The 26,645-nt window shown below is 69.1% G+C and carries 21 protein-coding genes; 16 read left to right on the top strand and 5 right to left on the bottom strand.

The features are described from left to right. Positions 1–90 precede the first annotated feature (90 nt). The 4 genes from tig to clpX all read left to right on the top strand — a co-directional run bounded on the left by tig (position 91) and on the right by clpX (position 4,696). Positions 91–1,485 (top strand): trigger factor, encoded by a 1,395-nt coding sequence (gene tig, locus AC07AG_RS17540; protein WP_478755957.1) that lies wholly within the window; start codon positions 91–93, stop codon positions 1,483–1,485. A 420-nt stretch (positions 1,486–1,905) separates the two neighbouring features. Continuing rightward, a complete protein-coding gene (locus AC07AG_RS17535; protein ID WP_249593023.1) occupies positions 1,906–2,511 on the top strand; it encodes an ATP-dependent Clp protease proteolytic subunit in 606 nt (201 codons plus the stop codon). Positions 2,512–2,573: 62 nt separating this feature from the next. Then, a complete protein-coding gene (locus tag AC07AG_RS17530; protein ID WP_478755956.1) occupies positions 2,574–3,254 on the top strand; it encodes an ATP-dependent Clp protease proteolytic subunit in 681 nt (226 codons plus the stop codon). Positions 3,255–3,409: 155 nt separating this feature from the next. Further along, on the top strand, positions 3,410–4,696 hold the full coding sequence (gene clpX, locus AC07AG_RS17525) for an ATP-dependent Clp protease ATP-binding subunit ClpX (protein ID WP_361046605.1): 1,287 nt from the start codon (positions 3,410–3,412) through the stop codon (positions 4,694–4,696). 90 nt (positions 4,697–4,786) lie between these two features. Here clpX and AC07AG_RS17520 read toward each other — a convergent pair whose 3' ends face one another. The 3 genes from AC07AG_RS17520 to AC07AG_RS17510 form a co-directional block, all read right to left on the bottom strand. Beyond that, positions 4,787–5,656 carry a hypothetical protein gene (locus AC07AG_RS17520; protein WP_478755955.1) on the bottom strand — a complete coding sequence of 290 codons (870 nt, stop codon included), beginning with the start codon at positions 5,654–5,656 and terminating at the stop codon, positions 4,787–4,789. 98 nt (positions 5,657–5,754) lie between these two features. Further along, positions 5,755–6,741, bottom strand: a complete 987-nt coding sequence (locus AC07AG_RS17515; protein WP_478755954.1) for a hypothetical protein — start codon at positions 6,739–6,741, stop codon at positions 5,755–5,757. Positions 6,742–6,848: 107 nt separating this feature from the next. Then, positions 6,849–7,784: a hypothetical protein gene (locus AC07AG_RS17510; RefSeq protein WP_478755953.1), complete on the bottom strand. Its 936-nt coding sequence runs from the start codon at positions 7,782–7,784 to the stop codon at positions 6,849–6,851. Between the two features lie 137 nt (positions 7,785–7,921). Between AC07AG_RS17510 and AC07AG_RS17505 the strand changes: the two genes are divergently transcribed. After that, positions 7,922–10,546 carry a valine--tRNA ligase gene (locus AC07AG_RS17505; RefSeq protein WP_478755952.1) on the top strand — a complete coding sequence of 875 codons (2,625 nt, stop codon included), beginning with the start codon at positions 7,922–7,924 and terminating at the stop codon, positions 10,544–10,546. Between the two features lie 24 nt (positions 10,547–10,570). On the opposite strand, the gene AC07AG_RS17500 is transcribed toward AC07AG_RS17505, so the two are convergent. Beyond that, positions 10,571–11,248, bottom strand: a complete 678-nt coding sequence (locus tag AC07AG_RS17500) for a hypothetical protein (protein ID WP_478755951.1) — start codon at positions 11,246–11,248, stop codon at positions 10,571–10,573. 120 nt (positions 11,249–11,368) lie between these two features. On the opposite strand from AC07AG_RS17500, the gene AC07AG_RS17495 reads away from it, so the two are divergent. Next, entirely contained in the window at positions 11,369–12,529 is a 1,161-nt protein-coding gene (locus tag AC07AG_RS17495; protein WP_478755950.1) for a sensor histidine kinase, read from the top strand. A gap of 224 nt (positions 12,530–12,753) precedes the next feature. Here AC07AG_RS17495 and AC07AG_RS17490 read toward each other — a convergent pair whose 3' ends face one another. Further along, entirely contained in the window at positions 12,754–13,761 is a 1,008-nt protein-coding gene (locus AC07AG_RS17490) for a rod shape-determining protein (protein WP_478755949.1), read from the bottom strand. Between the two features lie 132 nt (positions 13,762–13,893). Here AC07AG_RS17490 and folC point away from each other — a divergent pair, with 132 nt between their 5' ends. The 10 genes from folC to AC07AG_RS17440 all read left to right on the top strand — a co-directional run bounded on the left by folC (position 13,894) and on the right by AC07AG_RS17440 (position 26,642). Next, the gene (folC, locus tag AC07AG_RS17485) at positions 13,894–15,438 is read left to right on the top strand and encodes a bifunctional tetrahydrofolate synthase/dihydrofolate synthase (RefSeq protein WP_478755948.1); all 1,545 of its coding nucleotides are present in this window, start codon (positions 13,894–13,896) and stop codon (positions 15,436–15,438) included. A 5-nt stretch (positions 15,439–15,443) separates the two neighbouring features. Then, the gene (locus AC07AG_RS17480; protein ID WP_478755947.1) at positions 15,444–15,794 is read left to right on the top strand and encodes a DUF4233 domain-containing protein; all 351 of its coding nucleotides are present in this window, start codon (positions 15,444–15,446) and stop codon (positions 15,792–15,794) included. A gap of 99 nt (positions 15,795–15,893) precedes the next feature. Continuing rightward, positions 15,894–16,307: a nucleoside-diphosphate kinase gene (gene ndk / locus AC07AG_RS17475; protein WP_249589932.1), complete on the top strand. Its 414-nt coding sequence runs from the start codon at positions 15,894–15,896 to the stop codon at positions 16,305–16,307. Between the two features lie 325 nt (positions 16,308–16,632). Further along, on the top strand, positions 16,633–17,652 hold the full coding sequence (locus AC07AG_RS17470) for a rod shape-determining protein (RefSeq protein ID WP_160505014.1): 1,020 nt from the start codon (positions 16,633–16,635) through the stop codon (positions 17,650–17,652). A gap of 230 nt (positions 17,653–17,882) precedes the next feature. After that, complete coding sequence (mreC, locus tag AC07AG_RS17465; RefSeq protein WP_478755946.1) at positions 17,883–18,836, top strand: rod shape-determining protein MreC; 954 nt, start codon at positions 17,883–17,885, stop codon at positions 18,834–18,836. Between the two features lie 13 nt (positions 18,837–18,849). After that, positions 18,850–19,521 carry a rod shape-determining protein MreD gene (mreD, locus tag AC07AG_RS17460; protein ID WP_478755945.1) on the top strand — a complete coding sequence of 224 codons (672 nt, stop codon included), beginning with the start codon at positions 18,850–18,852 and terminating at the stop codon, positions 19,519–19,521. 97 nt (positions 19,522–19,618) lie between these two features. Then, entirely contained in the window at positions 19,619–21,793 is a 2,175-nt protein-coding gene (gene mrdA, locus AC07AG_RS17455) for a penicillin-binding protein 2 (RefSeq protein ID WP_478755944.1), read from the top strand. Next, positions 21,793–22,995, top strand: a complete 1,203-nt coding sequence (gene rodA, locus AC07AG_RS17450; RefSeq protein ID WP_249589936.1) for a rod shape-determining protein RodA — start codon at positions 21,793–21,795, stop codon at positions 22,993–22,995. Before mrdA ends, rodA begins: the two co-directional genes overlap by 1 nt. 49 nt (positions 22,996–23,044) lie before the next feature. After that, positions 23,045–24,655, top strand: coding sequence for a CYTH and CHAD domain-containing protein (locus tag AC07AG_RS17445; protein ID WP_478755943.1), 1,611 nt, complete (start codon positions 23,045–23,047; stop codon positions 24,653–24,655). Positions 24,656–24,719: 64 nt separating this feature from the next. Beyond that, positions 24,720–26,642, top strand: coding sequence for a TIGR03960 family B12-binding radical SAM protein (locus AC07AG_RS17440; protein ID WP_478755942.1), 1,923 nt, complete (start codon positions 24,720–24,722; stop codon positions 26,640–26,642). Positions 26,643–26,645: the final 3 nt, after the last annotated feature.

The raw sequence follows: 26,645 nt of genomic DNA, 5'->3' as shown, positions 1-26,645 counted from the left end.
CTCCCGCTTGCCGTTACTATGCAAGCTGTGTGCCCGTGTGTCTCTGAGCCGGGCTCAATCCCAAGAAGTCAGCCCCAAGGAGACCGAACCGTGAAGAGCGCCGTGGAGACCCTGAACCCGACCCGGGTTCGGCTCACTGTTGAGGTGCCCTTCGAGGAGCTCAAGGACAGCCTCGACGCGGCCTACAAGAAGATCAACCAGCAGGTCACGGTGAAGGGCTTCCGCAAGGGCAAGATCCCGGCCCGAGTCATCGACCAGCGGTTCGGCCGCGGCGCCGTCCTCGAAGAGGCCGTCAACGACGCGCTCCCGAAGTTCTACACCGAGGCCGTGAACGAGGCCGAGCTCAACGTCCTGGGCCAGCCCGAGGTGGACATCACCGAGCTGAAGGACAACGAGACCCTCAACTTCACCGCTGAGGTCGACATCCGTCCCGCGATCGAGATTCCGGACTACTCCGGCATCGAGGTCGAGGTGGACGCGGTCGAGGTCAGCGATGAGGACGTCGAGAAGGCCGTCGAGGAGCTCCGTGAGCGCTTCGCGTCCACCTCGCCGGTCGAGCGTGCCGCCGAGGACGGCGACGTCGTGACGATCGATCTGGAGGCCAAGGTCGAGGGCGAGGTCCTGGAGGACGGCGTCGCGTCCGGCGTCTCCTACACGATCGGCTCCGGCGAGCTCCTCGAGGGCATCGACGAGGCCGTCAAGGGCCTGGAGGCCGGTGGCGAGGCCACCTTCACCTCCGAGCTCAAGGGCGGCTCCGCCGCGGGCAAGGAGTCCGAGGTGACCGTCAAGGTCACCCAGGTCGCCGCCCGTGAACTGCCCGACCTGGACGACGACTTCGCGCAGCTCGCGTCGGAGTTCGACACCCTGGACGAGGTCAAGGCGGACAGCCGCAAGCGCCTCGAGAACATGAAGCAGTACGACCAGGCGACGCAGGCCCAGGAGCGTGTCCTGGAGAAGCTGCTCGAGCTGGTCGAGGTCCCCGTCCCCGAGAAGCTCCTCGCGGACGAGATCGAGACCCGCAAGCACAACCTGGTGAACCACCAGCTCGGCCAGATGGGCCTCGACCTCGCGAAGTACCTGGAGATCCAGGGCAAGACCGAGGAAGAGTTCGACGCCGAGACCAAGGAGCAGGCCGAGAAGGGCATCAAGACGCAGTTCGTCCTCGACGAGCTCGTCAACAAGGAGAAGCTGAACGTGAACCAGGAGGAGCTCACCGAGCACCTCATGCGTCGCGCGCAGTCCTCCGGCATGTCCCCCGACCAGTTCGCCCAGGCGGTCGTCGAAGGCGGCCAGGTCCCGATGCTGGTCGGCGAGGTCGCCCGCGGCAAGGCCCTCGCGGTCGTCGTGGAGGCCGCGACGGTCAAGGACACGAACGGCGAGGTCGTGGACCTCGACGACGACGAGGACGAGACCGCCGAGACGGTCGAGGCCTCCTCCGAGGAAGCGGCCGCCGAGCCGGCTGAGGCCGAGGAGAGCAAGGCCTGAGCCTCGCTCTGACGCACGTACGACAAGGCCCCCGGGACTGGATCCCGGGGGCTTCGTCGTGCCCCGTCAGGGGCGCGGGGAACTGCGCGCTCAGCCCCGCAGGGCCGCAGTCGCGTCTGCCGCGCTCCGCACCGCGGCGGGTACGGCCTGTCGGGGGCGGGCCGCGCAGTTCCCCACGCCCCTGACGGGGCGCCCCCGGCGGCTTCTGAGGCGGCCCGCCAGAACCTGCGCTCACAGCGAACAGCCACCTTTGCGGGATTCCCCGGACGGGGCTGAGCGTTAGGGTCCATGAATACGAGGGCAGGGGAGTCCCCGAAGCCGCCCCGGAGCGGCGAGCACGCGGGGTCCCAAGCCTCAGAAGAAGACGTGAGACGGCCCGGCGCCGTCGTAAGACGAGCAGGTGGATACGTGACGAATCTGATGCCCTCCGCCGCCGGCGACCCCTCCATCGGTGGTGGCCTCGGCGACCAGGTCTACAACCGGCTGCTCGGCGAGCGGATCATCTTCCTCGGCCAGGCCGTGGACGACGACATCGCCAACAAGATCACGGCGCAGCTGCTGCTCCTTGCCGCTGAGCCGGACAAGGACATTTTCCTTTACATCAACAGCCCTGGTGGATCCATCACGGCCGGCATGGCGATCTACGACACCATGCAGTACATCCAGAACGACGTGGTGACGATCGCGATGGGCATGGCGGCCTCGATGGGCCAGTTCCTGCTCAGCGCCGGTACGCCCGGCAAGCGCTTCGCGCTGCCGAACGCCGAGATCCTGATCCACCAGCCTTCTGCCGGACTCGCGGGCTCCGCGTCGGACATCAAGATCCACGCCGAGCGTCTTCTCCTCACGAAGAAGAAGATGGCGGACCTCACCGCGTTCCACACGGGTCAGACCGTCGAGCAGGTCACTCGCGACTCGGACCGCGACCGCTGGTTCGACCCGCTGGAGGCCAAGGAGTACGGCCTCATCGACGACATCATGCCCAACGCGGCCAGCATGCCGGGCGGCGGCGGCACCGGAGCCTGAGCCTCACCGCTCAGCCCTTCCGAAGCCGACCTCAGCCCACGCTCCTCAGGAGACCTACAGAGATGAAGAACTACCCCGGCAGCGGCCTCTACGAGCGCGCTCAGGCCGAGTACACCGGCCCCACGGCCGAATCCCGCTACGTCATCCCGCGCTTCGTCGAGCGCACCTCGCAGGGCGTGCGCGAGTACGACCCGTACGCGAAGCTCTTCGAGGAGCGCGTGATCTTCCTCGGGGTGCAGATCGACGACGCGTCCGCCAACGACGTCATGGCGCAGCTCCTGTGCCTGGAGTCGATGGACCCGGACCGTGACATCTCGATCTACATCAACAGCCCCGGCGGCTCCTTCACGGCGCTCACGGCCATCTACGACACGATGCAGTTCGTGAAGCCCGACGTGTCGACGGTCTGCATGGGCCAGGCGGCGTCCGCCGCCGCCGTGCTCCTGGCGGCCGGTACGCCGGGCAAGCGCATGGCGCTCCCGAACGCGCGCGTCCTGATCCACCAGCCCTACAGCGAGACGGGCCGGGGTCAGGTCTCCGACCTGGAGATCGCCGCGAACGAGATCCTCCGGATGCGTGCGCAGCTGGAGGAGATGCTGGCCAAGCACTCCACGACGCCGATCGAGAAGATCCGCGACGACATCGAGCGCGACAAGATCCTCACTGCCGAGGACGCGCTGGCGTACGGCCTGGTCGACCAGATCATCTCCACCCGGAAGATGAACAACTCCTCGGTCGTCTGACGCAGCGCTGTAGCATCTGCCGTTCCTTGGCACGGTTCACCTCGAAGTGAACCGTGCCAAGGGGGGCCCGAACGGGGGGCCGGGCAAGGTACCGTCAGATAGAGGCACCAGGAGTCGCTGAACGTGGCGTCTCCCAGGCGAAGGGGAAGCACCTCGTGGCACGCATCGGTGACGGCGGCGATCTGCTCAAGTGCTCGTTCTGCGGGAAGAGTCAGAAGCAGGTCAAGAAGCTCATCGCAGGTCCCGGTGTGTACATCTGCGATGAGTGCATCGACCTCTGCAACGAGATCATCGAGGAAGAGCTCGCGGAGACGAGCGAGGTGCGGTGGGAGGAACTCCCCAAGCCTCGCGAGATCTACGAATTCCTCGAGGGGTACGTCGTGGGCCAGGAGCCCGCGAAGAAAGCCCTCTCGGTAGCGGTCTACAACCACTACAAGCGGGTCCAGGCCGGTGAGACCGGCGGCGCGCAGGGCCGTGACGACGCGATCGAACTCGCCAAGTCCAACATCCTGCTGCTCGGCCCGACCGGCTCCGGCAAGACGCTGCTCGCGCAGACGCTCGCGCGCATGCTGAACGTCCCGTTCGCCATCGCGGACGCGACGGCGCTCACGGAGGCGGGTTATGTCGGCGAGGACGTCGAGAACATCCTCCTGAAGCTCATCCAGGCCGCTGACTACGACGTCAAGAAGGCCGAGACGGGCATCATCTACATCGACGAGATCGACAAGGTCGCCCGCAAGAGCGAGAACCCGTCGATCACGCGCGATGTCTCGGGCGAGGGCGTCCAGCAGGCCCTGCTCAAGATCCTGGAAGGCACGACGGCCTCGGTCCCCCCGCAGGGCGGCCGCAAGCATCCGCACCAGGAGTTCATCCAGATCGACACGACGAACGTGCTCTTCATCGTGGGCGGCGCCTTTGCCGGCCTCGAGAAGATCATCGAGTCGCGGGCGGGCGCGAAGGGCATCGGCTTCGGCGCCACGATCCACTCCAAGCGCGAGCTGCAGGAGAAGGACCGGTTCGAGGACATCATGCCGGAGGACCTGGTGAAGTTCGGGATGATCCCGGAGTTCATCGGCCGCCTCCCCGTGATCACCTCGGTCCACAACCTGGACCGCGAGGCCCTGCTCCAGATCCTGGTGGAGCCGCGCAACGCTCTCGTGAAGCAGTACCAGCGCCTGTTCGAACTGGACGGCGTGGAGCTGGACTTCGAGCGCGAGGCCCTTGAGGCCATCGCCGACCAGGCGATCCTGCGCCAGACCGGCGCGCGTGGTCTGCGGGCCATCATGGAGGAGGTCCTCCAGTCGGTGATGTACGAGGTTCCGTCCCGCAAGGACGTGGCCCGCGTCGTCATCACGGCGGACGTCGTCCACTCGAATGTGAACCCGACGCTGGTGCCGCGCGACGCGCGGGGTCCGGGCCCGGGGGAGCAGAAGTCGGCGTAGCCGTCTGCAGGTCCACAGGTCTACGTGAAAGGGGCGCCCGGCGATCACTCGCCGGGCGCCCCTTCTCGTTGAACGACCGTGCTCCGTCGCCTACTTGATCTCGACGCGGACGTCGTCGCGCAGGTTGGCCACCAGGCTTGCGACGTCCTCAAGGGCGATGTCGTCGCCGCTCGCGGTGGCGGCGACATCGGAGTACGCCGCGTACGCGACCGTGCTGTGGTCGCCCCATACGCACATCGGCGTCTTGAAGCTGGTCGGGACGCCCTCGTCGTCCGGTCCGACCGCGCCCATCTTGAACTCGGCCTCCTGGCACTTCATGACGCCGTTCTCGAAGCCGTCCGGAGTGAACTCCTCGGGGCTGCCGATGAGTTTCATGCCGCCGGGCGTCTTCGCGTTCTTCTCCATCTCGGCGAACATGGCGTCGACGACCTTCTCCGGGTCGTCGATCTCCCCGTACACACCGGAGTAGTTGAGGGACCTCATGGTCGAGCCCTCACCGCGGTTGTAGGCGGCGAAGACGTCCTGAGGATTGCTGACGCCCTGCTTCTCCAGGTCCTTGAGGTCGCCCGACGACATGCCGCCACCGCTTCCGGCGGACGAGTCGTCCTTCTTGTACTCGCCGCCGAGTACGGACGCGGGCGCCGTCAGCTTGTACGTCTTGCCGTCATCGGCGACGGACCCGCCGTCCTTCCCCGCGGTGAACCACCACACGCCGCCGCCGATCGCGACGAGCGCGACGACCGTGCCGATGACGAGGCCGGTCTTCTTGCCGCTGCCGCCACCCGCGGGCGGAGGCGGCGGAACCTGCCCGTACGGGCCCTGGGACTGCTGGGGGTAGCCATAGCCGGGCTGCGGCGCCGGAGGCTGCTGAGGGGCGCCGTAGGGCCCTTGCCGGCCATAGGGCCCAGGCTGCTGCTGTGGCGGCTGGCCGCCGTACGGGCCCGGCTGGTGGTAGCTCATTACGTGGGTTCCCCTCCGCGTACTTGATGTGACCCCGGCATCCTTACTGATGGGGGTGGGTACGCGGAGGGGAGGGGCGTCGGGGGAGGCGCCCGGTGTCAGAGCTTGACGCGGACTTCCTTGCGGAACTTGGCCGTCTTCTCGGCGGCCTCGTCGAGGTCGGCGCTCTTGCCGGACATCGCGTTCGCCACGTCCGTGGTGATCACGATGCCGAGCGTGCTCTTGTCGCCCCAGATGCAGGTGGCCATCGACATCTCGCTGGGGCCCTGGCTGCTGCCGGCCGACGACGTGCCGAGGTCGACCTTCATCTCCTGGCACTTCAGGAGCGCGCCGTCGAGCCCCGCGGGGCTGTACGCCTTGGGGCTGCCGACGAGCGTCATCTTCTGGCCGCCGCTGCCGCTGCCTTCCTGGGCGTTCTTCTCCGCCTCGCCGAACATGGCGTCGACGACCTTCTCCGGGTCCGCGATGTCGCCGTAGACGCCGTTGAACTGCAGGATCTTCTGCGACAGCGGGTTGTCCTCGTCACCCGCCTGGTACTGCGCCGAGACGTCCTTGGCGTTCTTGACGCCGTGCTTCTCGGCTTCCCTGACGTCACTGGAGGTCATGCCGCTCTCGCCGGCGCCCTCCTCGCCCTTCTTGTACTCGGAGAGGACCGTGGCCGGCGTGATCAGCTTGTGCGGACCGTCGTCCTCGATCCCGGAGCCGCCACCGGCGACGGACGAGGAGCCGCCCTTCTTGCCGCCGTCCTTGTCGTCACCGCCCGCGAGGACGAAGTACCCACCGACGGCGACCGCGGCGACCGCGACCACGGTGGCGATGATGATGCCGGTCTTCTTGCCGCCGCCCTGCGGGGGCGGCGGCGGGACCTGGCCATAGGGGGCCTGCGGCTGCTGGCCGTAGGGGCCCGGCTGCTGGGGCTGGCCGTACGGCTGCTGCGGCGGGACTCCCTGCGGCGCCTGCTGGGGGTAGCCGTAGCCGGGCTGGGGAGCCTGCGGCGGCTGGCCGTAGGGGCCGGGCTGCTGGCCGTACGGGCCGGGCTGCTGGGGCTGCTGGCCGCCGTACGGGCCTGGCTGGTTGTAACTCATGACGTGGGTTCCCCCTGAGCGCGCTTATGTGTTTCGAACATCCTGACGGAAGCAGCCCCGGTCGAAGCGACCGGGGCTGCTGAGTGCGGAGTGACGCCGTCAGGGCATCAGGCCTTGACGCGGACTTCCTTGCGGAGCTTCGTCGTCGTGTCCGCGGCGTCCTCGAGCGAGGCGCTCTTGCCGGTCATGGCGCTCGCCATGTCGACCGGGATCACGATGCCGAGGGTGCTGTTGTCGCCCCAGATGCAGACCGGCATGCGGATCGACTTGGGTCCGGAGCCGCCGCCCTTGATCTCCGTCTCCTGGCACTTGAGGACCGCGCCGTCCGCGTCGAAGCTCTTCGGGCTGCCGATGAGCTTGCCGGTGGAGGAGCTCTCCTTCGTGGACTCCGTCTTCATCTTGTCGAACATTCCGTCGACGACCTTGGACGGGTTGTCGATCTCGCCGTAGACGCCCATGAACTTGATCATCTTCTGGGCCAGCGGGTTGCTCTTGTCGCCGGACTGGTACTCGGCGTCGACGGGCTTGCCGTTCTTGACGCCGTCCTTCTCGGCCCGCTCCATGTCGTCGTCATTGAAGCCGTCGCCGGTCGAGGCCTGCTTCTTGTACTCGGAGAGGACCGTCTCGGGCGTCACCAGCTTGTGCGCGCCGTCGTCCGCCACCGCGGAGTTGCCCGCCGACGAGGAGCTGGCGTCCTTGCCCGCCGTGAACCACCAGATGCCGCCGCCGATCGCGACGAGCGCGACGACCGCGCCGATGATGAGGCCGGTCTTCTTGCCGCTGCCGCCCCCCGCGGGCGGGGGCGGCGGGACCTGCCCGTACGGGCCCTGCTGGTTCTGGTCGTACGGACCCGGCTGCTGCGGCTGGCTGTAGCCGCCCTGCTGCGGGGGGACTCCCTGGGGCGCCTGCTGGGGGTAGCCGTAGCCGGGCTGGGGTGCCTGCGGCTGCTGGCCGTAGGGGCCAGGCTGACCCGGCTGCTGCCCGTAAGGACCGGGCTGCTGGGGCTGCTGCCCGCCGTACGGGCCAGGCTGGTTGTAGCTCATTGCGTGGGTTCCCCTCCGAACGCTTATGTGTTCCCGACATCCTGTACGAAGGCGGAGCCCCCATGTGGCTCCCGGCCGCAACCGTTACTCAAGAATCCGGTTTCGGGACGGGTCTGTGACACCTCTAAACTGGCCCGGTGACCGAGAACACTCAGCAGCAGAATCCAGCGCCCACCACCGAACTGCCGACCCAGTACGCGCCGGCCGAGGTAGAGGGGACGCTGTACGAGCGCTGGGTGGAACGCGGCTACTTCTCCGCCGACGCGGCGAGCGAGAAGCCCCCGTACACCGTCGTCATCCCGCCGCCGAACGTCACCGGCTCCCTGCACCTGGGCCACGCCTTCGAGCACACGCTCATCGACGCCCTCACCCGCCGCAAGCGCATGCAGGGCTTCGAGACGCTGTGGCAGCCGGGCATGGACCACGCCGGCATCGCCACGCAGAACGTCGTGGAGCGTGAGCTCGCCAAGGAGGGCAAGTCCCGCCACGACCTGGGGCGCGAGGAGTTCATCGAGCGCGTCTGGAAGTGGAAGGGCGAGTCCGGCGGCCAGATCTCCGGGCAGATGCGCCGCCTCGGCGACGGCGTCGACTGGGACCGTGAGCGGTTCACCATGGACGAGGGCCTGTCCCAGTCCGTCCAGACCATCTTCAAGAGGCTCTACGACGACGAGCTGATCTACCGCGCCGAGCGCATCATCAACTGGTGCCCGCGCTGTCTGACGGCCATCTCGGACATCGAGGTCGAGTACCAGGACGACGACGGCGAGCTCGTCTCCCTGAAGTACGGCGACGGTGACGAGACCGTCGTCGTCGCCACCACCCGCGCCGAGACGATGCTCGGTGACACCGCCATCGCCGTCCACCCGGACGACGAGCGGTACAAGCACCTCGTCGGCAAGCTCATCAAGCTGCCGCTGACCGACCGCTCGATCCCGGTCGTCGCGGACGAGCACGTCGACCCCGAGTTCGGCACCGGCTGCGTCAAGGTGACCCCGGCGCACGACCCGAACGACTTCGAGATCGGCCAGCGCCACGACCTGCCGAACATCGCGGTCATGGACGAGCACGCCGTCATCACGGTCCCGGGCCCGTTCCAGGGGCTCGACCGCCTCGAGGCCCGCAGCGCCATCGTCGGCGCCCTGCGCGCCGAGGGCCGCATCGTCGCCGAGAAGCGCCCGTACACGCACTCGGTCGGCCACTGCTCGCGCTGCAAGACCACCATCGAGCCGCGCCTGTCGATGCAGTGGTGGGTCAAGGTCGCCCCGCTCGCGAAGGCCGCCGGTGACGCGGTCCGCGACGGCAAGGTCGCGATCCACCCGCAGGAGATGGAGAAGCGCTACTTCGACTGGGTCGACAACCTCCACGACTGGTGCATCTCGCGTCAGCTGTGGTGGGGCCACCGGATCCCGGTCTGGTACGGCCCGAACGGCGAGGTCGTCTGCGTCGGACCCAACGACGAGGCGCCCACCGGCGAGGGCTGGACGCAGGACAGCGACGTCCTCGACACGTGGTTCTCGTCCGGCCTGTGGCCGTTCTCCACGCTCGGCTGGCCCGAGGAGACCGACAGCCTCGCGAAGTTCTATCCGAACTCCGTCCTGGTCACCGGCTACGACATCCTCTTCTTCTGGGTCGCCCGGATGATGATGTTCGGCCTGTACGCGATGGACGGCACCCCGCCGTTCCACACGATCGTGCTGCACGGCATGGTCCGCGACCAGTTCGGCAAGAAGATGTCGAAGTCCTTCGGCAACGCGGTCAACCCGCTCGACTGGATGGACAAGTACGGCTCGGACGCCGTCCGCTTCACGCTGGCCCGCGGCGCCAACCCCGGCGTCGACGTGCCGATCGGCGAGGACTGGGTCCAGGGCTCGCGGAACTTCGCCAACAAGATCTGGAACGCCACGCGCTTCGCGCTGATGAACGGCGCCACGATCGAGGGCGAACTCCCGCCCGTGGAGCAGCAGTCGGCGACGGACCGCTGGATCCTGTCCCGGCTGAACGCGACGGTCGCCGAGGTCGACGCGCTCTACGACGACTACCAGTTCGCCAAGCTGTCGGACGCCCTCTTCCACTTCGCGTGGGACGAGGTCTTCGACTGGTACGTGGAGCTGTCCAAGACCACGTTCATGGCCGGCGGCGACGCGGCAAAGGTCTCGGGCCGTGTCCTGGGCGAGGTCCTCGACGTGACGCTGCGCCTCCTGCACCCGATCGTCCCGTTCGTGACGGAGACGCTCTGGACGACCCTCACCGGCCGCGAGTCCCTCGTGATCGCCGAGTGGCCGTCCGACAGCGGCTTCCGTGACGCCGCGGCCGAGCAGGAGATCGAGACCCTCCAGCAGGTCATCACCGAGGTCCGCCGCTTCCGCGCCGACCAGGGTCTGCAGCCGGGCCAGAAGGTCCCGGCCCGGCTCTCCCTCGACGGCACGACGCTGGCCCGGCACGAGGGGGCCATCCGCCAGCTCCTGCGCCTCCAGCCGGAGGGCGAGGGCTTCGCGGCCACCGCCACGCTGCCGGTCTCGGGCGCCACGGTCGCGCTCGACCTGTCCGGCACGATCGACGTCGCGGCGGAGCGCAAGCGCCTCGCCAAGGACCTCGCGGCGGCCGAGAAGGAGAAGGCGCAGGCCACGGCGAAGCTCGGCAACGAAGCGTTCCTGGCCAAGGCGCCGGACAACGTGGTCGACAAGATCCGCGGCCGCCTCACCAAGGCGGACGCCGACATCAGCCGGCTGCAGGCCCAGCTGGACGGCCTGCCGCAGGCCTAGCTGGACGGCCTGCCGCGGGCCTGGTCAGGCGGTGGAGACAGGGTCCTTGGAACCGCACGGTTCCAGGGGCCCTGTCCCGTTCTCCGGGCCCGTCTCCTCGCCTGTCTCCTGCTCGGGGATGTACAGCTGCTCGGGGATGTGCAGCCCGAGGCGCACCAGTTCCGCCTCGGCGAGCGCGTCGATGATGACGGGGTCGCCGCCGCGCCAGCCCTCGGCGAGGCTGCCCGCGGTGGCGTCGGGGAGCTCGTACGCGGTCCGTGCGACCTCGTCCAGCGGCCTCAGCAGGGCGCGCAGGGCGAGCAGTTCGCGGCCGTCGTCGCTCGCGGCGAGCTCCTGGGCCGCGGCGGCCTGCCGGATCCAGCGCAGGCGCCGCGGGAGCCAGCTGCTGAGCACGAGGCCCACGGGTACGAGGAAGACGACGACGGCGCCCACGATCACCGCCGCGCGGACGGTGACCGGGTCCACAGCTCCGGCGACGTCCGCGGCGGCCCGCAGCGCGGAGTCGACGCGGTCACCGACCAGGGGCAGGCGGGAGGGGGCGCCGAGGGACGGGGCGGGGGCCTCCGGTGCGGGGCGGGTGAGCAGACAGGGCAGCCGGTAGGCGACGACGGCGGCGGCGGTCCACAGCGCGGTCCAGAGCAGGACCGCGCCGTCGCCGAGGAGCTGGCGGGTCCGTCGGCCGGGGTTCTGGGCATACCACATGGTCTGATTTGACCCCCGGAGACGGTCTTTGGGGGACCGCCACGCCGACGTGTCACACTTCACGAAATAAAGGTCATAAGTCTGATGATTCGGGCAGAAAGACCTTGGATGATGGAGGGCATGCGCGACCTGCCCGCCGCCGAGGCGTTCCGCCGGGCGACGGCTCCGGGCCGCCGCCTCGCCGGGCGCTGGGCACGTGCGCCCCGGGTGCAGGACGCTCTCACGGCGCTGAGCTGCCTGGCCCTGATGAGCCTGGACATCCCCGGCCTCGCCGCGGCGGACAACTCCCTCAACGGCCCGCTCGCGGCCCTGGTCCTCGCCTGCGGCGCGGCGTCCCTGCTGCTGCGCAGGACCGCGCCCTGGGTGACGTACGCGGTGGCCCTCGCGCTCATCGGCTGGCTGCACGAGCTGACCCTCGCCCAGTTCGCGCTGTACTCCCTCGGCCGGTACCGGGGCCGTCTCGCCGGCACGGTCGGCGTGATCGGCTACGTGGCTTTCGCGTACGTGATGTTCACTCTGCCCGGCTGGCCGGTGCACCGAGGTGACACCCTGAGCTCCTTCCTCAGCCTGGTCGTGCCGATCGGGGTGCTGGCCGCGGGGGTCGGGGTCGCGGCCAACCGCCAGGACCTGGTCCGTGCGCTGCAGGCGCAGCGGGCGGAGACGGACGCGTTGCACGCGGTGCAGCAGGAGCGGTCCCGTATCGCACGGGACGTGCACGACTTCGTCGGGCGTGAGCTGACGCTGCTGAGCGTGCGCTCGCAGGTGCTTGCGCGCCGTGCGACGGGCGGGGCCTTCGAGGAGGGCTTCGAGGAGCTCTCCGAGACGGCGCGTTCGGCGCACCGGATGCTGAACGAGATCATCGTGCGGCGGGGTGTGGACGGCGCTCCGACGCCCGGCCTCGACGCGCTTCCCGAGCTGGCCGAGCGCAGTGAGCGGGCGGGGACGCCGGTGGACCTCCTGATAGACGGGTCGGCCCATCGCCTCTCGCCCATCCGGCAGGCGGCGGTGCACCGGGTGGTGCAGGAGTGTCTGACGAACGCGGCCAAGCATGCGCCGGGGGAGCGGGTGGATGTGCGGGTGGAGGTCGCCGCCGGGCACCTGCGGGTGAGCGTGCGCAACGCCCTGTCTGCCGCTGTTCCCGCCTCGTCGCCCGTTTCCGCGGGGACCGGTACCGCCGGTATGGCCGAGCGGGTCCACACGGTGGGCGGCAGCTTCTCGGCGGGCCCCTGCCGGGGGGCTTACGAGGTCCTTGCGACGCTTCCCGCGGGGGACTTGGCCTGAGGCTCGACCCTGGACGAACAAGCCTTTCCCGCCCACCCGCCCGTGACCCCGCAGTCGGCGGCGCTCGTGAGGGGACGTGGCGGTATGTCCGCCCGGAGCACGGTTCGCGGCGCTCCAGCAGCGCAGTAGCCCCGCGGCCACCGGACGATAGCGAGACCGGACATACCGGCGCGGCCCCGCCCCCCCCACAGCCGGACCCGCACCGCACCGCCCCGCACAAGCGCCTACGCCGCAGACATCACCCGCTCCAACCCGTCAAAGTCCTCCACGCACTTCCCGCACCCCATCGCCACACTGTCCAGCGGATCATCGGCCACGAACACCGGAATCCCGGTCGCCGAAGCCATCCGCAGGTCGAGGCCCGGCAGGAGTGCGCCTCCGCCCGTCAGTACGATGCCGTGCTCCATGACGTCCCCGGAAAGCTCCGGCGGGCACTCCTCCAGCGTGGTCCGGACCGCGGCGATCACCGCCTCCACCGGCTCGTCGAGCGCGGCCCGTACCTCCCGCACCGTCAGCTCCACCGTCTTGGGAAGCCCCCGCACCTTCTCCCGCCCCCGCACGGTGAACGTCCGGGACTCCAGCTCCTCGTCCCCCGGCACCGGCCACGCCGAGCCGATCGCGACCTTGATGTCTTCCGCCGTCCGTTCGCCGATCAGCAGCCCGTGCTCCTTGCGCACGAAGTTCGTGATCGCCTCGTCCAGACGGTCCCCGCCCACCCGCAGCGACTGCGCCGTGACGATCCCGCCCAGAGAGATGACGGCCACCTCCGTCGTGCCGCCGCCGATGTCGACCACCATCGAGCCCCGCGGCTCCGCCACCGGGAGCCCCGCGCCGATCGCCGCCGCCATCGGTTCCTCCACCAGATGTACCGCCCGCGCCCCCGCCCGCTGCGCCGCGTGCACGATGGCCCGCCGCTCGACCGGCGTGACCCCGCTCGGCACGCACACCACCATCCGCGTACGAGGACGGCGCCCCGGCACCGCCTTGCGCACGAAGTGCCTGATCATCTCCTCGGCGGCTTCGTAGTCGCTGATCACACCGTCCTTCAGGGGGCGGATCGCGGTGATGGAGCCCGGCGTACGGCCGATCGTCTCCTTGGCCTCCGTACCGACGGCGAGAGCCGTCCGCGCGCCCTCCTTGACGGCGACCACGGACGGCTCGTTGAGCACGATCCCCTGACCGCGGACGTAGAGAAGAGTGTTCGCTGTGCCGAGGTCGATGCCTATGTCCATGATCGCCAAGTTTGCCCGGCGAATTCCCGGATCGTCGGGACCAAGGTCCCGAATCACCCGGGACCTTGGTCCCGACAAGAGCTGAGCAGGTCCCGACGGCGACTGTCACACCCCGTCCGTAGACTGGCGTGCGTGAGTGACCTCCCCCCGCCTGACAGCGAGCACCCCGACCGCGACGACCGCGACGGCCGTGACGACAACGACGACCGTTTCGCCGAGATCGTCGAAGCCGAGACCGACCGTGACCCCGACCTCGCCGTGATCGAGGCGGGCAGCCGCACCCTGCGCACCCAGGCGGGCCCGCCCCAGGGCGACATCCCCTCCCGCCCCACCGACCCGGAGGTGGACAAGGCGCTGCGCGAGGTCGAGACAGAGCTCGCGAGCCGCTGGGGCGAGACGAAGCTGGAGCCCTCCGTCAGCCGCATCGCCGCGCTGATGGACGTCCTGGGCGAGCCCCAGCGCGCGTACCCCTCGATCCACATCACCGGCACGAACGGCAAGACGTCCACGGCCCGCATGATCGAGGCCCTGTTCAGCGCCTTCGAGCTGCGCACCGGGCGGTACACCTCGCCGCACGTCCAGTCGATCACCGAGCGGATCAGCCTGGACGGCGCCCCCATCGAGGCCGAGCGCTTCGTGGAGACGTACAACGACATCAAGCCGTACGTGGACATGGTCGACGCCAAGGAGGAGTTCAGGCTCTCCTTCTTCGAGGTGCTCACGGGCATGGCGTACGCCGCCTTCGCCGACGCCCCCGTGGACGTCGCCGTCGTCGAGGTCGGCATGGGCGGCAGCTGGGACGCGACGAACGTGATCGACGGCTCGGTCGCCGTCGTCACGCCCATCGACCTGGACCACACCGACCGCCTCGGCTCCACGCCGGGCGAGATCGCCGGTGAGAAGGCCGGCATCATCAAGCCGGACGCGACGGTGATCCTGGCCCAGCAGCCGGTGGACGCGGCGCAGGTGCTCCTGAAGAAGGCCGTCGAGGTCGACGCGACGGTGGCCCGTGAGGGCCTGGAGTTCGGCATCGTCTCCCGCACGGTGGCGGTCGGCGGCCAGCTCCTGACCCTGCGCGGCCTCGGCGGGGAGTACGAAGAGGTCTTCCTGCCGCTCCACGGCGCCTATCAAGCGCACAACGCCGCCGTCGCGCTCGCCGCGGTGGAGGCGTTCTTCGGCATCGGCTCGCAGCACGCGCGCCCGCTCGACATCGACACCATCCGCAAGGCCTTCGCCTCGGTCTCGTCGCCGGGCCGCCTGGAGGTCGTGCGCACCTCGCCGACCGTCGTCCTGGACGCCGCACACAATCCGGCGGGTGCCCGCGCCACCGCGGAGGCGGTCAGCGAGGTCTTCGACTTCAGCCGCCTGATCGGCGTGGTCGCCGCGAGCGACGGCAAGGACATGAAGGGGCTGCTCGAAGCCTTCGAGCCGATCTTCGCCGAGGTCGTCATCACGCAGAACTCCAGCCACCGCGCGATGGACGCGGACACGCTGGCCGGGCTCGCCGTCGAGGTCTTCGGCGACGAGCGCGTCCAGGTCGAGCCGCGCCTGCCGGACGCCCTGGAAGCCGCGATCACCCTCGCCGAGGAAGAGGGCGAGTACGCGGGCGGCGGCGTCCTGGTCACCGGCTCCGTCATCACCGTCGGCGAGGCCCGACTGCTCCTGGGGAGGGGCTGACTCCTGTGCGTACGCTCTGTGCTTCGACGCTGATCGGCGAGTTCTTCGTCATCGGTTTCGCCGGTCTGGTCGCCATGAAGGACCCGGACCTTTCGATGGGCACGGTCTGGACGGTCAGCGGCATCGCGATGCTGTTCTGCGTCCTGCTGTGCGGAATGATCACCCGGCCCGGCGGGGTGCAGCTGGGCTGGGCGCTGCAGATCGCGCTCATCGCGAGCGGCTTCGTCGTCCCGATCATGTTCTTCATGGGCGCGGTGTTCGCCGCGCTGTGGTGGGCCTCGATCCACTTCGGCCAGAAGATCGACGAGGCGAAGGCTCGGTTCGCGGCGCAGGCCGAGTCGGAGGCCGGGGCCTAGTCGGGCGGGGTCCCGGGGCCGGAGGTAACGCGGTGTAGTGGGTGCCGGTATCGTGCCGGGCAACCCACACGCTCGTAGAAAAACTGCTTGGAGCCGCACATGACCCAGCGCACTCTCGTCCTGCTCAAGCCCGACACCGTCCGTCGTGGCCTGATCGGCGAGATCATCGGCCGCATCGAGCGCAAGGCGGGCTGGACGATCTCCGCGCTCGAGCTGCGTTCGCTCGACCAGGAGACGCTGGAGCAGCACTACGGCGAGCACAAGGGCAAGCCCTTCTACGAGCCGCTGGTCGCCTTCATGTCCTCCGGTCCGGTCGTCGCGCTCGTCGTCGAGGGTGAGCGTGTCATCGAGGGCGTGCGCGCCCTCGCGGGTCCGACCGACCCGATCGCCGCGGCGCCCGGCTCCATCCGGGGCGACTTCGGCTCCATCGTCCGGGAGAACCTGATCCACGCCTCGGACTCCGAGGAGTCCGCCGAGCGCGAGCTGAAGATCTTCTTCCCGGGTGTCGTCTGACCGTCCGCATGGAGAGACGCGGGTAAAGAGTTCCGTAAAGACTTCTGACGCCCAGTCAGCAGGGCGCCGCCCTGACCAGGGGTGGCCGAGAAATCCGGCCGCCCCTTGGCATATGCGCCCCAATTGGGGGAACCCGTGCCTCCGATGGCACGTCTCCAAGAGCGAGGCGGCGCATCATCTGCTGACAATGGCGAAGACCCTAGCGCCGTGATCGTGCAGGCGAGACTACGATGGAAGCCTCCACGCCACACAGCACCCACCTCGCCTACCTAAAAAGCCATCAGAAGCTCCAGGGAAGGCCAGACGCATCCTCATGGGGAACAACATGTCGTTCATCGGCCGTGACATGGCTGTCGACCTCGGGACCGCCAACACGCTGGTGTACGTCAGGGGTCGCGGGATCGTTCTCAACGAACCGTCCGTCGTCGCGATCAACACCAACACCGGTGGCATCCTCGCTGTCGGCGCCGAAGCCAAGAAGATGATCGGTCGCACGCCGGGCAACATCGTTGCCGTGCGACCGCTGAAGGACGGCGTCATCGCCGACTTCGAGATCACCGAGCGGATGCTCCGCTACTTCATCCTGAAGATCCACAAGCGGCGCTACCTCGCCCGCCCGCGCGTGGTCGTCTGCGTGCCGTCCGGCATCACCGGAGTCGAGCGCCGCGCCGTCATCGAGGCCTCCTCGCAGGCCGGCGCCCGCCAGGTGCACATCATCGAGGAGCCCATGGCCGCCGCCATCGGTTCCGGTCTGCCGGTCCACGAGGCCACGGGCAACATGGTGGTCGACATCGGCGGTGGCACCACCGAGGTCGCCGTCATCTCGCTCGGCGGAATCGTCACGGCACAGTCGATCCGTGTCGCGGGCGACGAGCTGGACAACGCGATCATCCAGCACATCAAGAAGGAGTACTCCCTCCTCCTCGGTGAGCGCACGGCCGAGCAGATCAAGATCACCATCGGTTCGGCGTACGACATGGACGCCGACGAGCACACCGAGATCCGCGGCCGGGACCTGGTCTCCGGGCTGCCCAAGACCGTCGTCATCTCCGCCGCCGAGGTCCGCAAGGCCATCGAGGAGCCGGTCAACGCGATCGTGGACGCGGTGAAGACGACCCTCGACAAGTGCCCGCCGGAACTCTCCGGTGACGTGATGGACCGCGGCATCGTTCTCACAGGAGGCGGCGCCCTGCTGCGCGGCCTCGACGAGCGACTGCGTCGCGAGACGGGCATGCCGATCCACATCGCCGAGGACCCGCTGGACAGCGTGGCGCTCGGCTCCGGCAAGTGCGTCGAGGAGTTCGAGGCGCTCCAGCAAGTGCTTGACGCATCACCGCGCCGCTGAGGGTGGCGCGAACCCGCTGAAAGGGTGTCCGCCGTACGAGTGCCTGTCACCTCGTGCGGCGGATCGTTGATATAGAGAGCTCAGAAGACAACACATAAGACGGGCATGGCATAACAATTCCGCGGCGACCGCAGACGCCGCGGAATCGGATTGCGTAGATTTGCTCAGACATACGCACAGTTGCTCAGAATTCCAAGGATTTCCAACTGAGGAAGGCACGGCCGCCGCACGTGAGGGACACACGAGAGAGCCGGCTGCTCCTGGTGCTGCTGATCGCCATCGCGTTCGCTTTGATCACGGTGGACATCCGTGGTGGCGAGGACTCGCCGGTCGACGGTGCCCGCCAGGCCGCCGCCACGGTCTTCGGCCCGGTCGAGGACGGAGTGTCGTCCGCGGTAGACCCGGTCGGCAACGCCATCGGCGCGGTACGGGACTCCGGCGACCGGCATGACCGGATCGCCGAACTCGAGCGTCAGAACGCCGCGTTGAAGGCGAGGCTCGGCAGCGACGACCGCAACCGCAGTCGGGTCAGACAGCTGGACAGCATGCTCAAGAAGGCCGGTGCCGGTCAGTACGGCATCAAGGGCGCCGAGGTCATCGGCATAGGAGCGGCCCAGGGCTTCTCCTGGACCGTCACCATCGACGCCGGCGCCAACGACGGACTCAAGCGCGACATGACCGTCCTGAACGGCGACGGCCTGGTCGGCCGCGTCACCACGGTCGGCCCCAGCACCGCGACCGTCCTGCTCGCCAACGACCCCGACTTCACCGTCGGCACCCGCATGGAGAAGACCGACGAGCTCGGCTTCGCCACCGGACAGGGCGACCGCCCGCTGTCGGTGCAGATGCTCAACGGCAAGGCCAAGGTCAAGAAGGGCGACCGCCTGGTCACCTTCGGCTCGCAGGCCGACAAGCCGTTCGTGCCGGGCGTGCCCGTCGGCGAGGTCGTCCGCGTCGACCCCTCGGGCGGCGACCTGACGCGCAACATCTACATCAAGCCGTACGTCGGCTTCACCAAGCTGGACATCGTCGGCGTCGTCGTCGAGGCGCCCCGCGAGGACCCGCGCGACACGGTCCTGCCGAAGAAGCCCGCCAAGCCGAGGCCGACCCCGACGGTGACCGTCACGGCCACCCCGTCAGGACAGCCCCCGGCCGACGGCGTCGACAACGGCAACGAGCAGTAGGAGCCCCGGACCCATGCGCTTCAACCGAATCCTGCTCTCCACCACCCTGGTCGTCGTCGCCCTGGTCATCCAGGTCAGCGTCCTCGCCCGGCTCCAACTGCCGGGCGCGGTCCCGGACCTGGTGCTGCTCACGGTGCTGGGCCTCGCCCTGGTCTACGGCCACGTGGGCGGCGCCCTCGTCGGCTTCGGCGCCGGACTGCTCGCGGACCTGGCACCGCCGGCCGACCACGCGGCCGGGCGGTACGCCCTGGTCCTGTGCGTCGTCGGCTACCTCGCGGGCCTGGCCAAGCCGGAGACCGGACGGCTCAGGTCCGCCACCGGGCCGCTCGTCGTGGTCGTCGGCGCCGCCATCGGGTCGACCCTCCTGTACGCGGGCGTGGGCGCCCTCGTCGGGGACACCGCCGCCCGCCACGTGGGCCTGGGCGGACTCCTCTTCACGGCCGCCCTGTACGACCTGCTGCTCGCGCCGTTCACGGTGCCGCTGATCATCGCGCTCGCCCGCAGAGCCGAGAACGACCCGCTGGGGGAGAGCTCTCCCGCCAACAAGGCCACGGACGTCTCGTCCGGCTGGCTCTCCTCGGGCACCGGCCTGCGCATCGGCAACCAGCGCGGCGGCCTGCGGATGAAGGCGGCCAAGGCCCGCGTCGCGCGCGCCGGACGCATCAAGGGGGTCAAGCGCCTGTGACCGCGGTGCCGTTGGCCTCGTACCCGACCGGCCGCGCACACAGGTCGGTCGTGTACACGTACCACTCGTACACACTCTGAGAGGGGGAGGAACAGCAGTGACCAACATCCCCGAGACCGGACGGACCCCACGGGTCCAGATCCGTCTCATCGTCATCCAGATCCTCGTGCTCTCCCTCCTCCTCACCCTCGGCGGCCGGCTCTGGTACCTCCAGATCCGCAACGGTGAGGAGTACGCCGAGGAAGCCTCGGGCAACCACGTCCAGCAGGTCGTCGATCCCGCCGTACGCGGCTCGATCCTCGACGCCCGCGGCGTGCCGATCGCCGACAACCAGACCCGTCTCGTCGTCTCCGCGTCCCGCACGGAGCTGATGAAGATGAAGGACGACGGCAAGGCGGCCCTCGCCAAGCTCGCCGACGTCCTCGGCATGAGCGCCAAGGACGTCTCCGACAAGGTCCGTCTCTGCGACTCCAAGACCCCGCAGCCCTGCTGGAACGGCTCGCCCTACCAGCCGATCCCGATCACGGACGAGGCCTCGCCCAAGCAGGCCCTCCAGATCCGCGAGCGCGCCGAGGACTTCCCCGGCATCACCGCCGAGCCCACCGCCGTACGCCGCTATCCCGCGCCCGGCAAGTCCAACACCGCCCAGGTGCTCGGCTACCTCTCGCCCGTCACCGACGAGGAGATCACCAAGGCCGAGCACACGGACTCGCCCTTCCTCCGCTCCGACCAGGTCGGCCGCTCGGGCCTGGAGCGGACGTACGACGCGCAGCTGCGCGGCAAGGCGGGCGTCACCCGCTACGAGGTCGACAACCTCGGCCGCGTCATCGGCAAGGCCAAGGCGGACCCGGCCCAGCCCGGCGCGAACGTCGTCACCAGCATCGACGCACGCGTGCAGGCCCTGTCCGAGTACTGGCTGAACGACGCGATGAAGAAGGCCCGCCAGGAGTTCGACAAGAACACCAACGAGAACTACAAGGCCGACGCGGGCGCCGTCGTCGTCATGGAGAACAAGACCGGACGCATCGTCTCCATGGCGTCCAACCCGAACTACGACCCGAACGCCTGGGTCGGCGGCATCTCCGGCAAGGACTACACGCGCCTCACCGGCAAGAAGTCCAACTACCCGCTCCTGAACCGCGCCATCCAGGGCCAGGCGGCCCCCGGCTCGATCTTCAAGGTCATCCCGACGACCGCCGCGGTCAACGCGGGCTACGAGTTCAACGGGCGCTACCCCTGCCCCAGCTCGTACTCCATCGGCGGCCAGACCTTCAAGAACTTCGAGTCCCAGGGCCACGGCAGCATCACCCTCGGCCAGGCCCTGGAGGTCTCCTGCGACACCGTCTTCTACAAGCTCTCGCACGACCAGTGGGCCAAGGACGGCGGCAACAAGCCGAAGAAGGACGCCAGGGACTGGTTCTACAAGACGGCCCACCAGTTCGGCCTCGGCAAGGAGACCGGCATCGACCTGCCGAACGAGGTCTCCGGCCGTGTCCCGGACCGCCAGTGGAAGAAGGACTACTGGAAGGCCAACAAGGACGGCTGGTGCAAGCAGGGCAAGAAGGGCGGGGACTACGTACAGCAGATCGCGTACGAGAACTGCCTCGAAGGCATGAAGATGCGCGCCGGTGACTCCGTCAACTACTCCATCGGCCAGGGCGACACCCTCGTCACCCCGATCCAGATGGCGACGATCTACTCCGCGATCGCCAACGGCGGCACCCTCTACGACCCCACCGTCGGCAAGGCGATCATCAGCGCCGACGGCAAGCAGGTCCAGGAGCTCAAGCCCAAGTCGCACGGCAAGCTGCCGATGAACGAGAAGACGCGCACCGACATAGACGGTGCCCTCGCCGACGTGGCGACCAAGGGAACGGCCGCCTGGCGGTTCGGCGGCTGGCCGCAGGACAAGATCCCGATGCACGCCAAGACGGGTACGGCGGAGGTCTACGGCAAGCAGACCACCTCGTGGTTCGCGACGTACACCAAGGACTACTCGATCGTGATGACGATCTCCCAGGGCGGTACGGGTTCCGGCGCTTCGGGACCCGCCGTCCGCAAGATCTACGACGGCATCTACGGCCTGGACGACAGCGGCAAGCAGAACCTCAAGAAGGCCCTGCTGCCCCAGCCGCAGAAGAACCTGCCGAAGATCGAGACCGACGGTTCGATCGACTCCCCGAAGATCAAGCCGTTCAAGCCCGAGGCCCCCAAGCCGCCGCAGGAGCAGCAGGAACTTGCGGGCGCGCCCGCGAACGGGAGGCGCGACTAGTGGCCGGCAACAATGGCTTCTCCGTCTCCGGATACGGGCCCGAGCGCTCGTCGATGTCGGCCCGCCTGCTCGCCCGCGACTCGCTGGTGCGCAGGCTGGACTGGCCGATACTGCTCGCGGCGCTCGCCCTCTCCGCGATCGGCTCCGCGCTCGTCTACTCCGCGACGCGCAACCGTACCGAGCTGGTCGGCGACGACCCGTACGCCTTCCTGCTCAAGCACCTCCTGAACACCGGCATCGGCATCGCCCTGATGGCGGGCACGATCTGGCTCGGCCACCGCACGCTGCGCACGGCCGTGCCGATCCTCTACGGCATCTCCGTCTTCCTCGTCCTGCTCGTCCTCACGCCGCTCGGCGCGACGATCAACGGCGCGCACGCGTGGATCGTGATCGGCGGCGGCTTCTCGCTGCAGCCCTCCGAGTTCGTGAAGATCACGATCATCCTGGGCATGGCGATGCTGCTCGCGGCACGGGTGGACGCGGGCGACCGGGTCCACCCCGACCAGCGCACGGTCCTGCAGGCCCTCGGCCTGGCCGCCGTGCCGATACTGATCGTGCTCCTGATGCCCGACCTCGGGTCGGTCATGGTGATGGCGATGATCGTGCTCGGCGTGCTCCTCGCCTCGGGTGCCTCCAACCGCTGGGTCTTCGGACTCCTCGGCACGGGCGCGGCGGGAGCGGTCGCCGTCTGGCAGCTCGGCATCCTCGACGACTACCAGATCGCCCGCTTCGCGGCCTTCGCCAACCCCGCGCTCGACCCGGCGGGCGTCGGCTACAACACCAACCAGGCGCGCATCGCGATCGGCTCCGGCGGCCTGTCGGGCACCGGCCTCTTCAAGGGCTCGCAGACCACCGGGCAGTTCGTGCCCGAGCAGCAGACGGACTTCGTGTTCACCGTCGCGGGCGAGGAGCTCGGCTTCGCGGGCGCGGGCCTCATCCTGGTCCTGCTCGGCATCCTGCTCTGGCGGGCCTGCCGCATCGCGCGCGAGACGACCGAGCTGTACGGCACGATCGTCGCGGCCGGGATCATCGCCTGGTTCGCCTTCCAGTCCTTCGAGAACATCGGCATGACGCTCGGCATCATGCCGGTGGCCGGTCTGCCCCTGCCCTTCGTCTCGTACGGAGGATCATCGATGTTCGCGGTCTGGGTGGCCGTCGGCCTGCTCCAGTCGATCAAGGTGCAACGACCGATGTCCGCGTAGGCCGGTTGCAGGTCTGCCCTTGGCCTGGGATCGCGTCTAGATTCGGTTCATGGCGGAGACACAGCGCGAGATCGAGCGTAAGTACGACGTCGAGGCGGACACGGCGCTGCCTGACCTGACCGGGGTCGCCGGGGTGGCCGACGTCGTCGACAAGGGCGTCGTCGAACTGGACGCCGTCTATCACGACACCACCGACCAGCTCCTGCTCGCCGACTCGATCACGCTGCGCCGCCGCACGGGCGGCGCCGACGAGGGCTGGCACCTGAAGCTGCCGGTGTCCCTCGCGCAGGGCGTGCGGGACGAGATCCGGGCCCCGCTCGCGGACGCGGTGCCGCCCGAGCTCTCCGGGCTCGTGCGGTCCCGCGTGCGCGATGCCGGACTCGTGCCCGTCATGCGCCTGTTGACCGCGCGGGACCTGCACCACCTCCTCGACGCCAAGGGCGCGCTCCTTGCCGAGCTGAGCATCGACCGGGTCAGGGCCGAGCGGCTCACGGAGGGCGGTGGCACCTCCGAGTGGGCCGAGATCGAGGTGGAGCTGGCGGACGGCGCGGACCCCGCGCTGCTCGACCGGATCGAGAAGAAGCTGAAGAAGCTGGGCGTCCAGCGGTCGTCCTCCGCGTCGAAACTGGCCAAGGCACAGGCAGGTACGGCCCTGAGCGAGACCCGGCAGCGGTCGGCGGAGGGCACGCTGAAGCCTGCCGAGTCCAAGAAGGGGAAGGCGGATGAGCAGTACACCGTCATCCATCCGAAGGACTCCGCCGTGCGACCTGACCCCGTCACAGCTGCCGACCACGTCCTCGCCTACGTCCGCACCCAGCGCGACGCCCTGGTCGCCCTCGACCCCGACGTCCGCCGCCACGTGCCGGACTCCGTGCACCAGATGCGGGTCGCCACCCGGCGGATGCGCAGCGCGTTCCGCTCGTACGGGAAGCTGCTCGACCGCTCCGTCACCGACCCGATCGGCGACGAGCTGAAATGGCTCGCGGGCGAGCTCGGCGTCGACCGTGACCAGGAGGTACTCGCCGAGCGGCTCACGCACCGCGTCGAAGCGGTGCCGGGGACCCTGCTCCTGGGTCCGGTGCGGGCCCGCCTGCAGATCTGGGGTGTCGCGGGCGCCGGTGACGCCCGGAGCCGGACCGTCGCCGCGCTCGACGGGCAGCGCTACGTGCAGCTCCTGAACTCCGTCGACGCGCTGCTCGCCGACCCCCCGCTGCGCAAGGCCGCCGCCGCGTCCCCGGGCAAGGCCCTCCCCAAGGCCGTACGGAAGGACTACGCCCGCCTGGAGGCCCGCATCGAGCACGCCCTCGCGCTGGAGCCGGGGGAGGAGCGGGATGTGGCCATGCACGGCGCCCGCAAGGCCGCCAAGCGCGCCCGGTACGCGGGCGAGGCGGCCAGGCCCGCGCTCGGCAAGCCCGCCAAGCGGTTCGCGAAGCGGATGAAGGCCGTCCAGAAGGTTCTCGGCGATCACCAGGACAGCGTCGTGGCCCGTGAGGCGCTGCGGAACCTGGCGATCCAGGCCCATGCGGCGGGCGAGACCGCCTTCACCTGGGGACTTCTGTACGGCCAGGAGGAAGCCACGGCCGCCGAGCGCGAGAACGAACTGCCGGGGGTGTGGCACCGGGCGTCCCGGCCCAAACTGAGGGCGGCATTGAGCAGCTGACTGCCGGGGTACGCTGGATGGTCACCCCTGCCAGATCATGAGAACCCTGCCGAAAGACGCTGTGATGCCTGTCGAGTCCGTCTTCCCACGCCTGGAAGCGCTTCTCCCGCACGTCCAGAAGCCCATCCAGTATGTCGGCGGAGAGCTCAACTCCACCGTCAAGGACTGGGACGCGTGTGATGTCCGCTGGGCACTCATGTACCCCGACGCGTACGAGGTCGGGCTGCCCAACCAGGGCGTCATGATCCTCTACGAAGTACTGAACGAGCGCGAGGGCGTCCTCGCCGAGCGCACGTACAGCGTCTGGCCGGACCTCGAAGAGCTGATGCGGGAGCACAAGGTCCCGCAGTTCACCGTGGACAGCCACCGGCCCGTCGGCGCCTTCGACGTGTTCGGGCTCAGCTTCTCCACCGAGCTCGGCTACACGAACATGCTCACGGCCCTCGACCTGGCCGGGATTCCCCTGGAGTCCAGGAACCGCACGGTCGACGACCCGATCGTCCTCGCCGGAGGCCACGCGGCCTTCAACCCCGAGCCGATCGCGGAGTTCATCGACTGCGCGGTCATCGGCGACGGCGAGCAGGCCGTGCTCGACATGACCGCGATCATCCGTGAGTGGAAGGCCGAGGGCCGCCCCGGCGGCCGCGAGGAAGTCCTCTTCCGCCTCGCGAGGACCGGCAACGTCTACGTCCCCGGGTTCTACGACGTCGAGTACCTCCCGGACGGGCGGATCGGCCGCGTCGTACCGAACAAGTCCGGCGTCCCGTGGCGCGTGTCCAAGCACACCGTCATGGACCTGGACGAGTGGCCCTACCCCAAGCAGCCCCTCGTGCCGCTCGCGGAGACCGTCCACGAGCGCATGTCCGTGGAGATCTTCCGCGGCTGCACCCGTGGCTGCCGCTTCTGCCAGGCCGGCATGATCACGCGCCCCGTGCGGGAGCGAAGCATCACCGGCATCGGCGACATGGTGGAGAAGGGCCTCAAGGCGACCGGCTTCGAAGAGGTCGGCCTGCTCTCCCTCTCCTCCGCGGACCACACGGAGATCGCGGACGTCGCCAAGGGCCTCGCGGACCGGTACGAGGAAGACAAGATCGGCCTCTCCCTGCCCTCGACCCGTGTCGACGCCTTCAACATCGACCTCGCGAACGAGCTGACGAGGAACGGCCGTCGCTCGGGCCTCACTTTCGCCCCCGAGGGCGGCAGCGAGCGGATGCGCAAGGTCATCAACAAGATGGTCTCCGAAGAGGACCTGATCCGCACCGTCGCGACCGCGTACGGCAACGGCTGGCGCCAGGTGAAGCTGTACTTCATGCTCGGCCTGCCCACCGAGACCGACGAGGACGTCCTGCAGATCGCGGACATGGCGGCGAACGTCATCGCCAAGGGCCGCGAGGTCGCGGGCAACGACATCCGCTGCACGGTCTCCATCGGCGGCTTCGTGCCCAAGCCGCACACGCCCTTCCAGTGGGCCCCGCAGCTGTCGGCCGAGGAGACGGACGCCCGCCTCACGAAGCTGCGCGACAAGATCCGCGGCGACAAGAAGTACGGCCGCTCGATCGGCTTCCGCTACCACGACGGCAAGCCCGGCATCGTCGAGGGCCTGCTCTCGCGCGGCGACCGCCGCATCGGCTCGGTCATCCGCGCCGTGTACGAGGACGGCGGCCGCTTCGACGGCTGGCGCGAGCACTTCAGCTACGACCGCTGGATGGCCTGCGCCGAGAAGACGCTGCCCGACTTCGGTGTGGACGTCGACTGGTACACCACGCGTGAGCGCACGTACGAGGAGGTCCTGCCCTGGGACCACCTGGACTCCGGTCTCGACAAGGACTGGCTCTGGGACGACTGGCAGGACTCGCTCGACGAGACCGAGGTCGAGGACTGCCGCTGGACCCCGTGCTTCGACTGCGGCGTGTGCCCGCAGATGCAGACCGAGATCCAGATCGGCCCGACCGGCAAGAAGCTCCTTCCGCTGTCGGTAGTGAAGTAGAAG

The organism is Streptomyces sp. NPDC044044 (assembly GCF_056434405.1).
Note: the sequence above shows the minus strand (reverse complement) of the source record. Positions and strands in the feature narration are given on the sequence as shown.

What these genes read in the sequence shown, in the direction of transcription:
- AC07AG_RS17500 (WP_478755951.1), bottom strand. Translation starts at nt 11,248, where the DNA reads ATGTGGTATGCCCAGAACCCCGGCCGACGGACCCGCCAGCTCCTCGGC.
- AC07AG_RS17520 (WP_478755955.1), bottom strand. Translation starts at nt 5,656, where the DNA reads ATGAGCTACCACCAGCCGGGCCCGTACGGCGGCCAGCCGCCACAGCAG.
- AC07AG_RS17490 (WP_478755949.1), bottom strand. Translation starts at nt 13,761, where the DNA reads ATGGACATAGGCATCGACCTCGGCACAGCGAACACTCTTCTCTACGTC.
- AC07AG_RS17510 (WP_478755953.1), bottom strand. Translation starts at nt 7,784, where the DNA reads ATGAGCTACAACCAGCCTGGCCCGTACGGCGGGCAGCAGCCCCAGCAG.
- mreD (WP_478755945.1), top strand. Translation starts at nt 18,850, where the DNA reads ATGCGCTTCAACCGAATCCTGCTCTCCACCACCCTGGTCGTCGTCGCC.
- AC07AG_RS17530 (WP_478755956.1), top strand. Translation starts at nt 2,574, where the DNA reads ATGAAGAACTACCCCGGCAGCGGCCTCTACGAGCGCGCTCAGGCCGAG.
- AC07AG_RS17470 (WP_160505014.1), top strand. Translation starts at nt 16,633, where the DNA reads ATGTCGTTCATCGGCCGTGACATGGCTGTCGACCTCGGGACCGCCAAC.
- AC07AG_RS17495 (WP_478755950.1), top strand. Translation starts at nt 11,369, where the DNA reads ATGCGCGACCTGCCCGCCGCCGAGGCGTTCCGCCGGGCGACGGCTCCG.
- ndk (WP_249589932.1), top strand. Translation starts at nt 15,894, where the DNA reads ATGACCCAGCGCACTCTCGTCCTGCTCAAGCCCGACACCGTCCGTCGT.
- AC07AG_RS17445 (WP_478755943.1), top strand. Translation starts at nt 23,045, where the DNA reads ATGGCGGAGACACAGCGCGAGATCGAGCGTAAGTACGACGTCGAGGCG.
- AC07AG_RS17515 (WP_478755954.1), bottom strand. Translation starts at nt 6,741, where the DNA reads ATGAGTTACAACCAGCCAGGCCCGTACGGCGGCCAGCAGCCCCAGCAG.
- AC07AG_RS17535 (WP_249593023.1), top strand. Translation starts at nt 1,906, where the DNA reads ATGCCCTCCGCCGCCGGCGACCCCTCCATCGGTGGTGGCCTCGGCGAC.
- AC07AG_RS17440 (WP_478755942.1), top strand. Translation starts at nt 24,720, where the DNA reads ATGCCTGTCGAGTCCGTCTTCCCACGCCTGGAAGCGCTTCTCCCGCAC.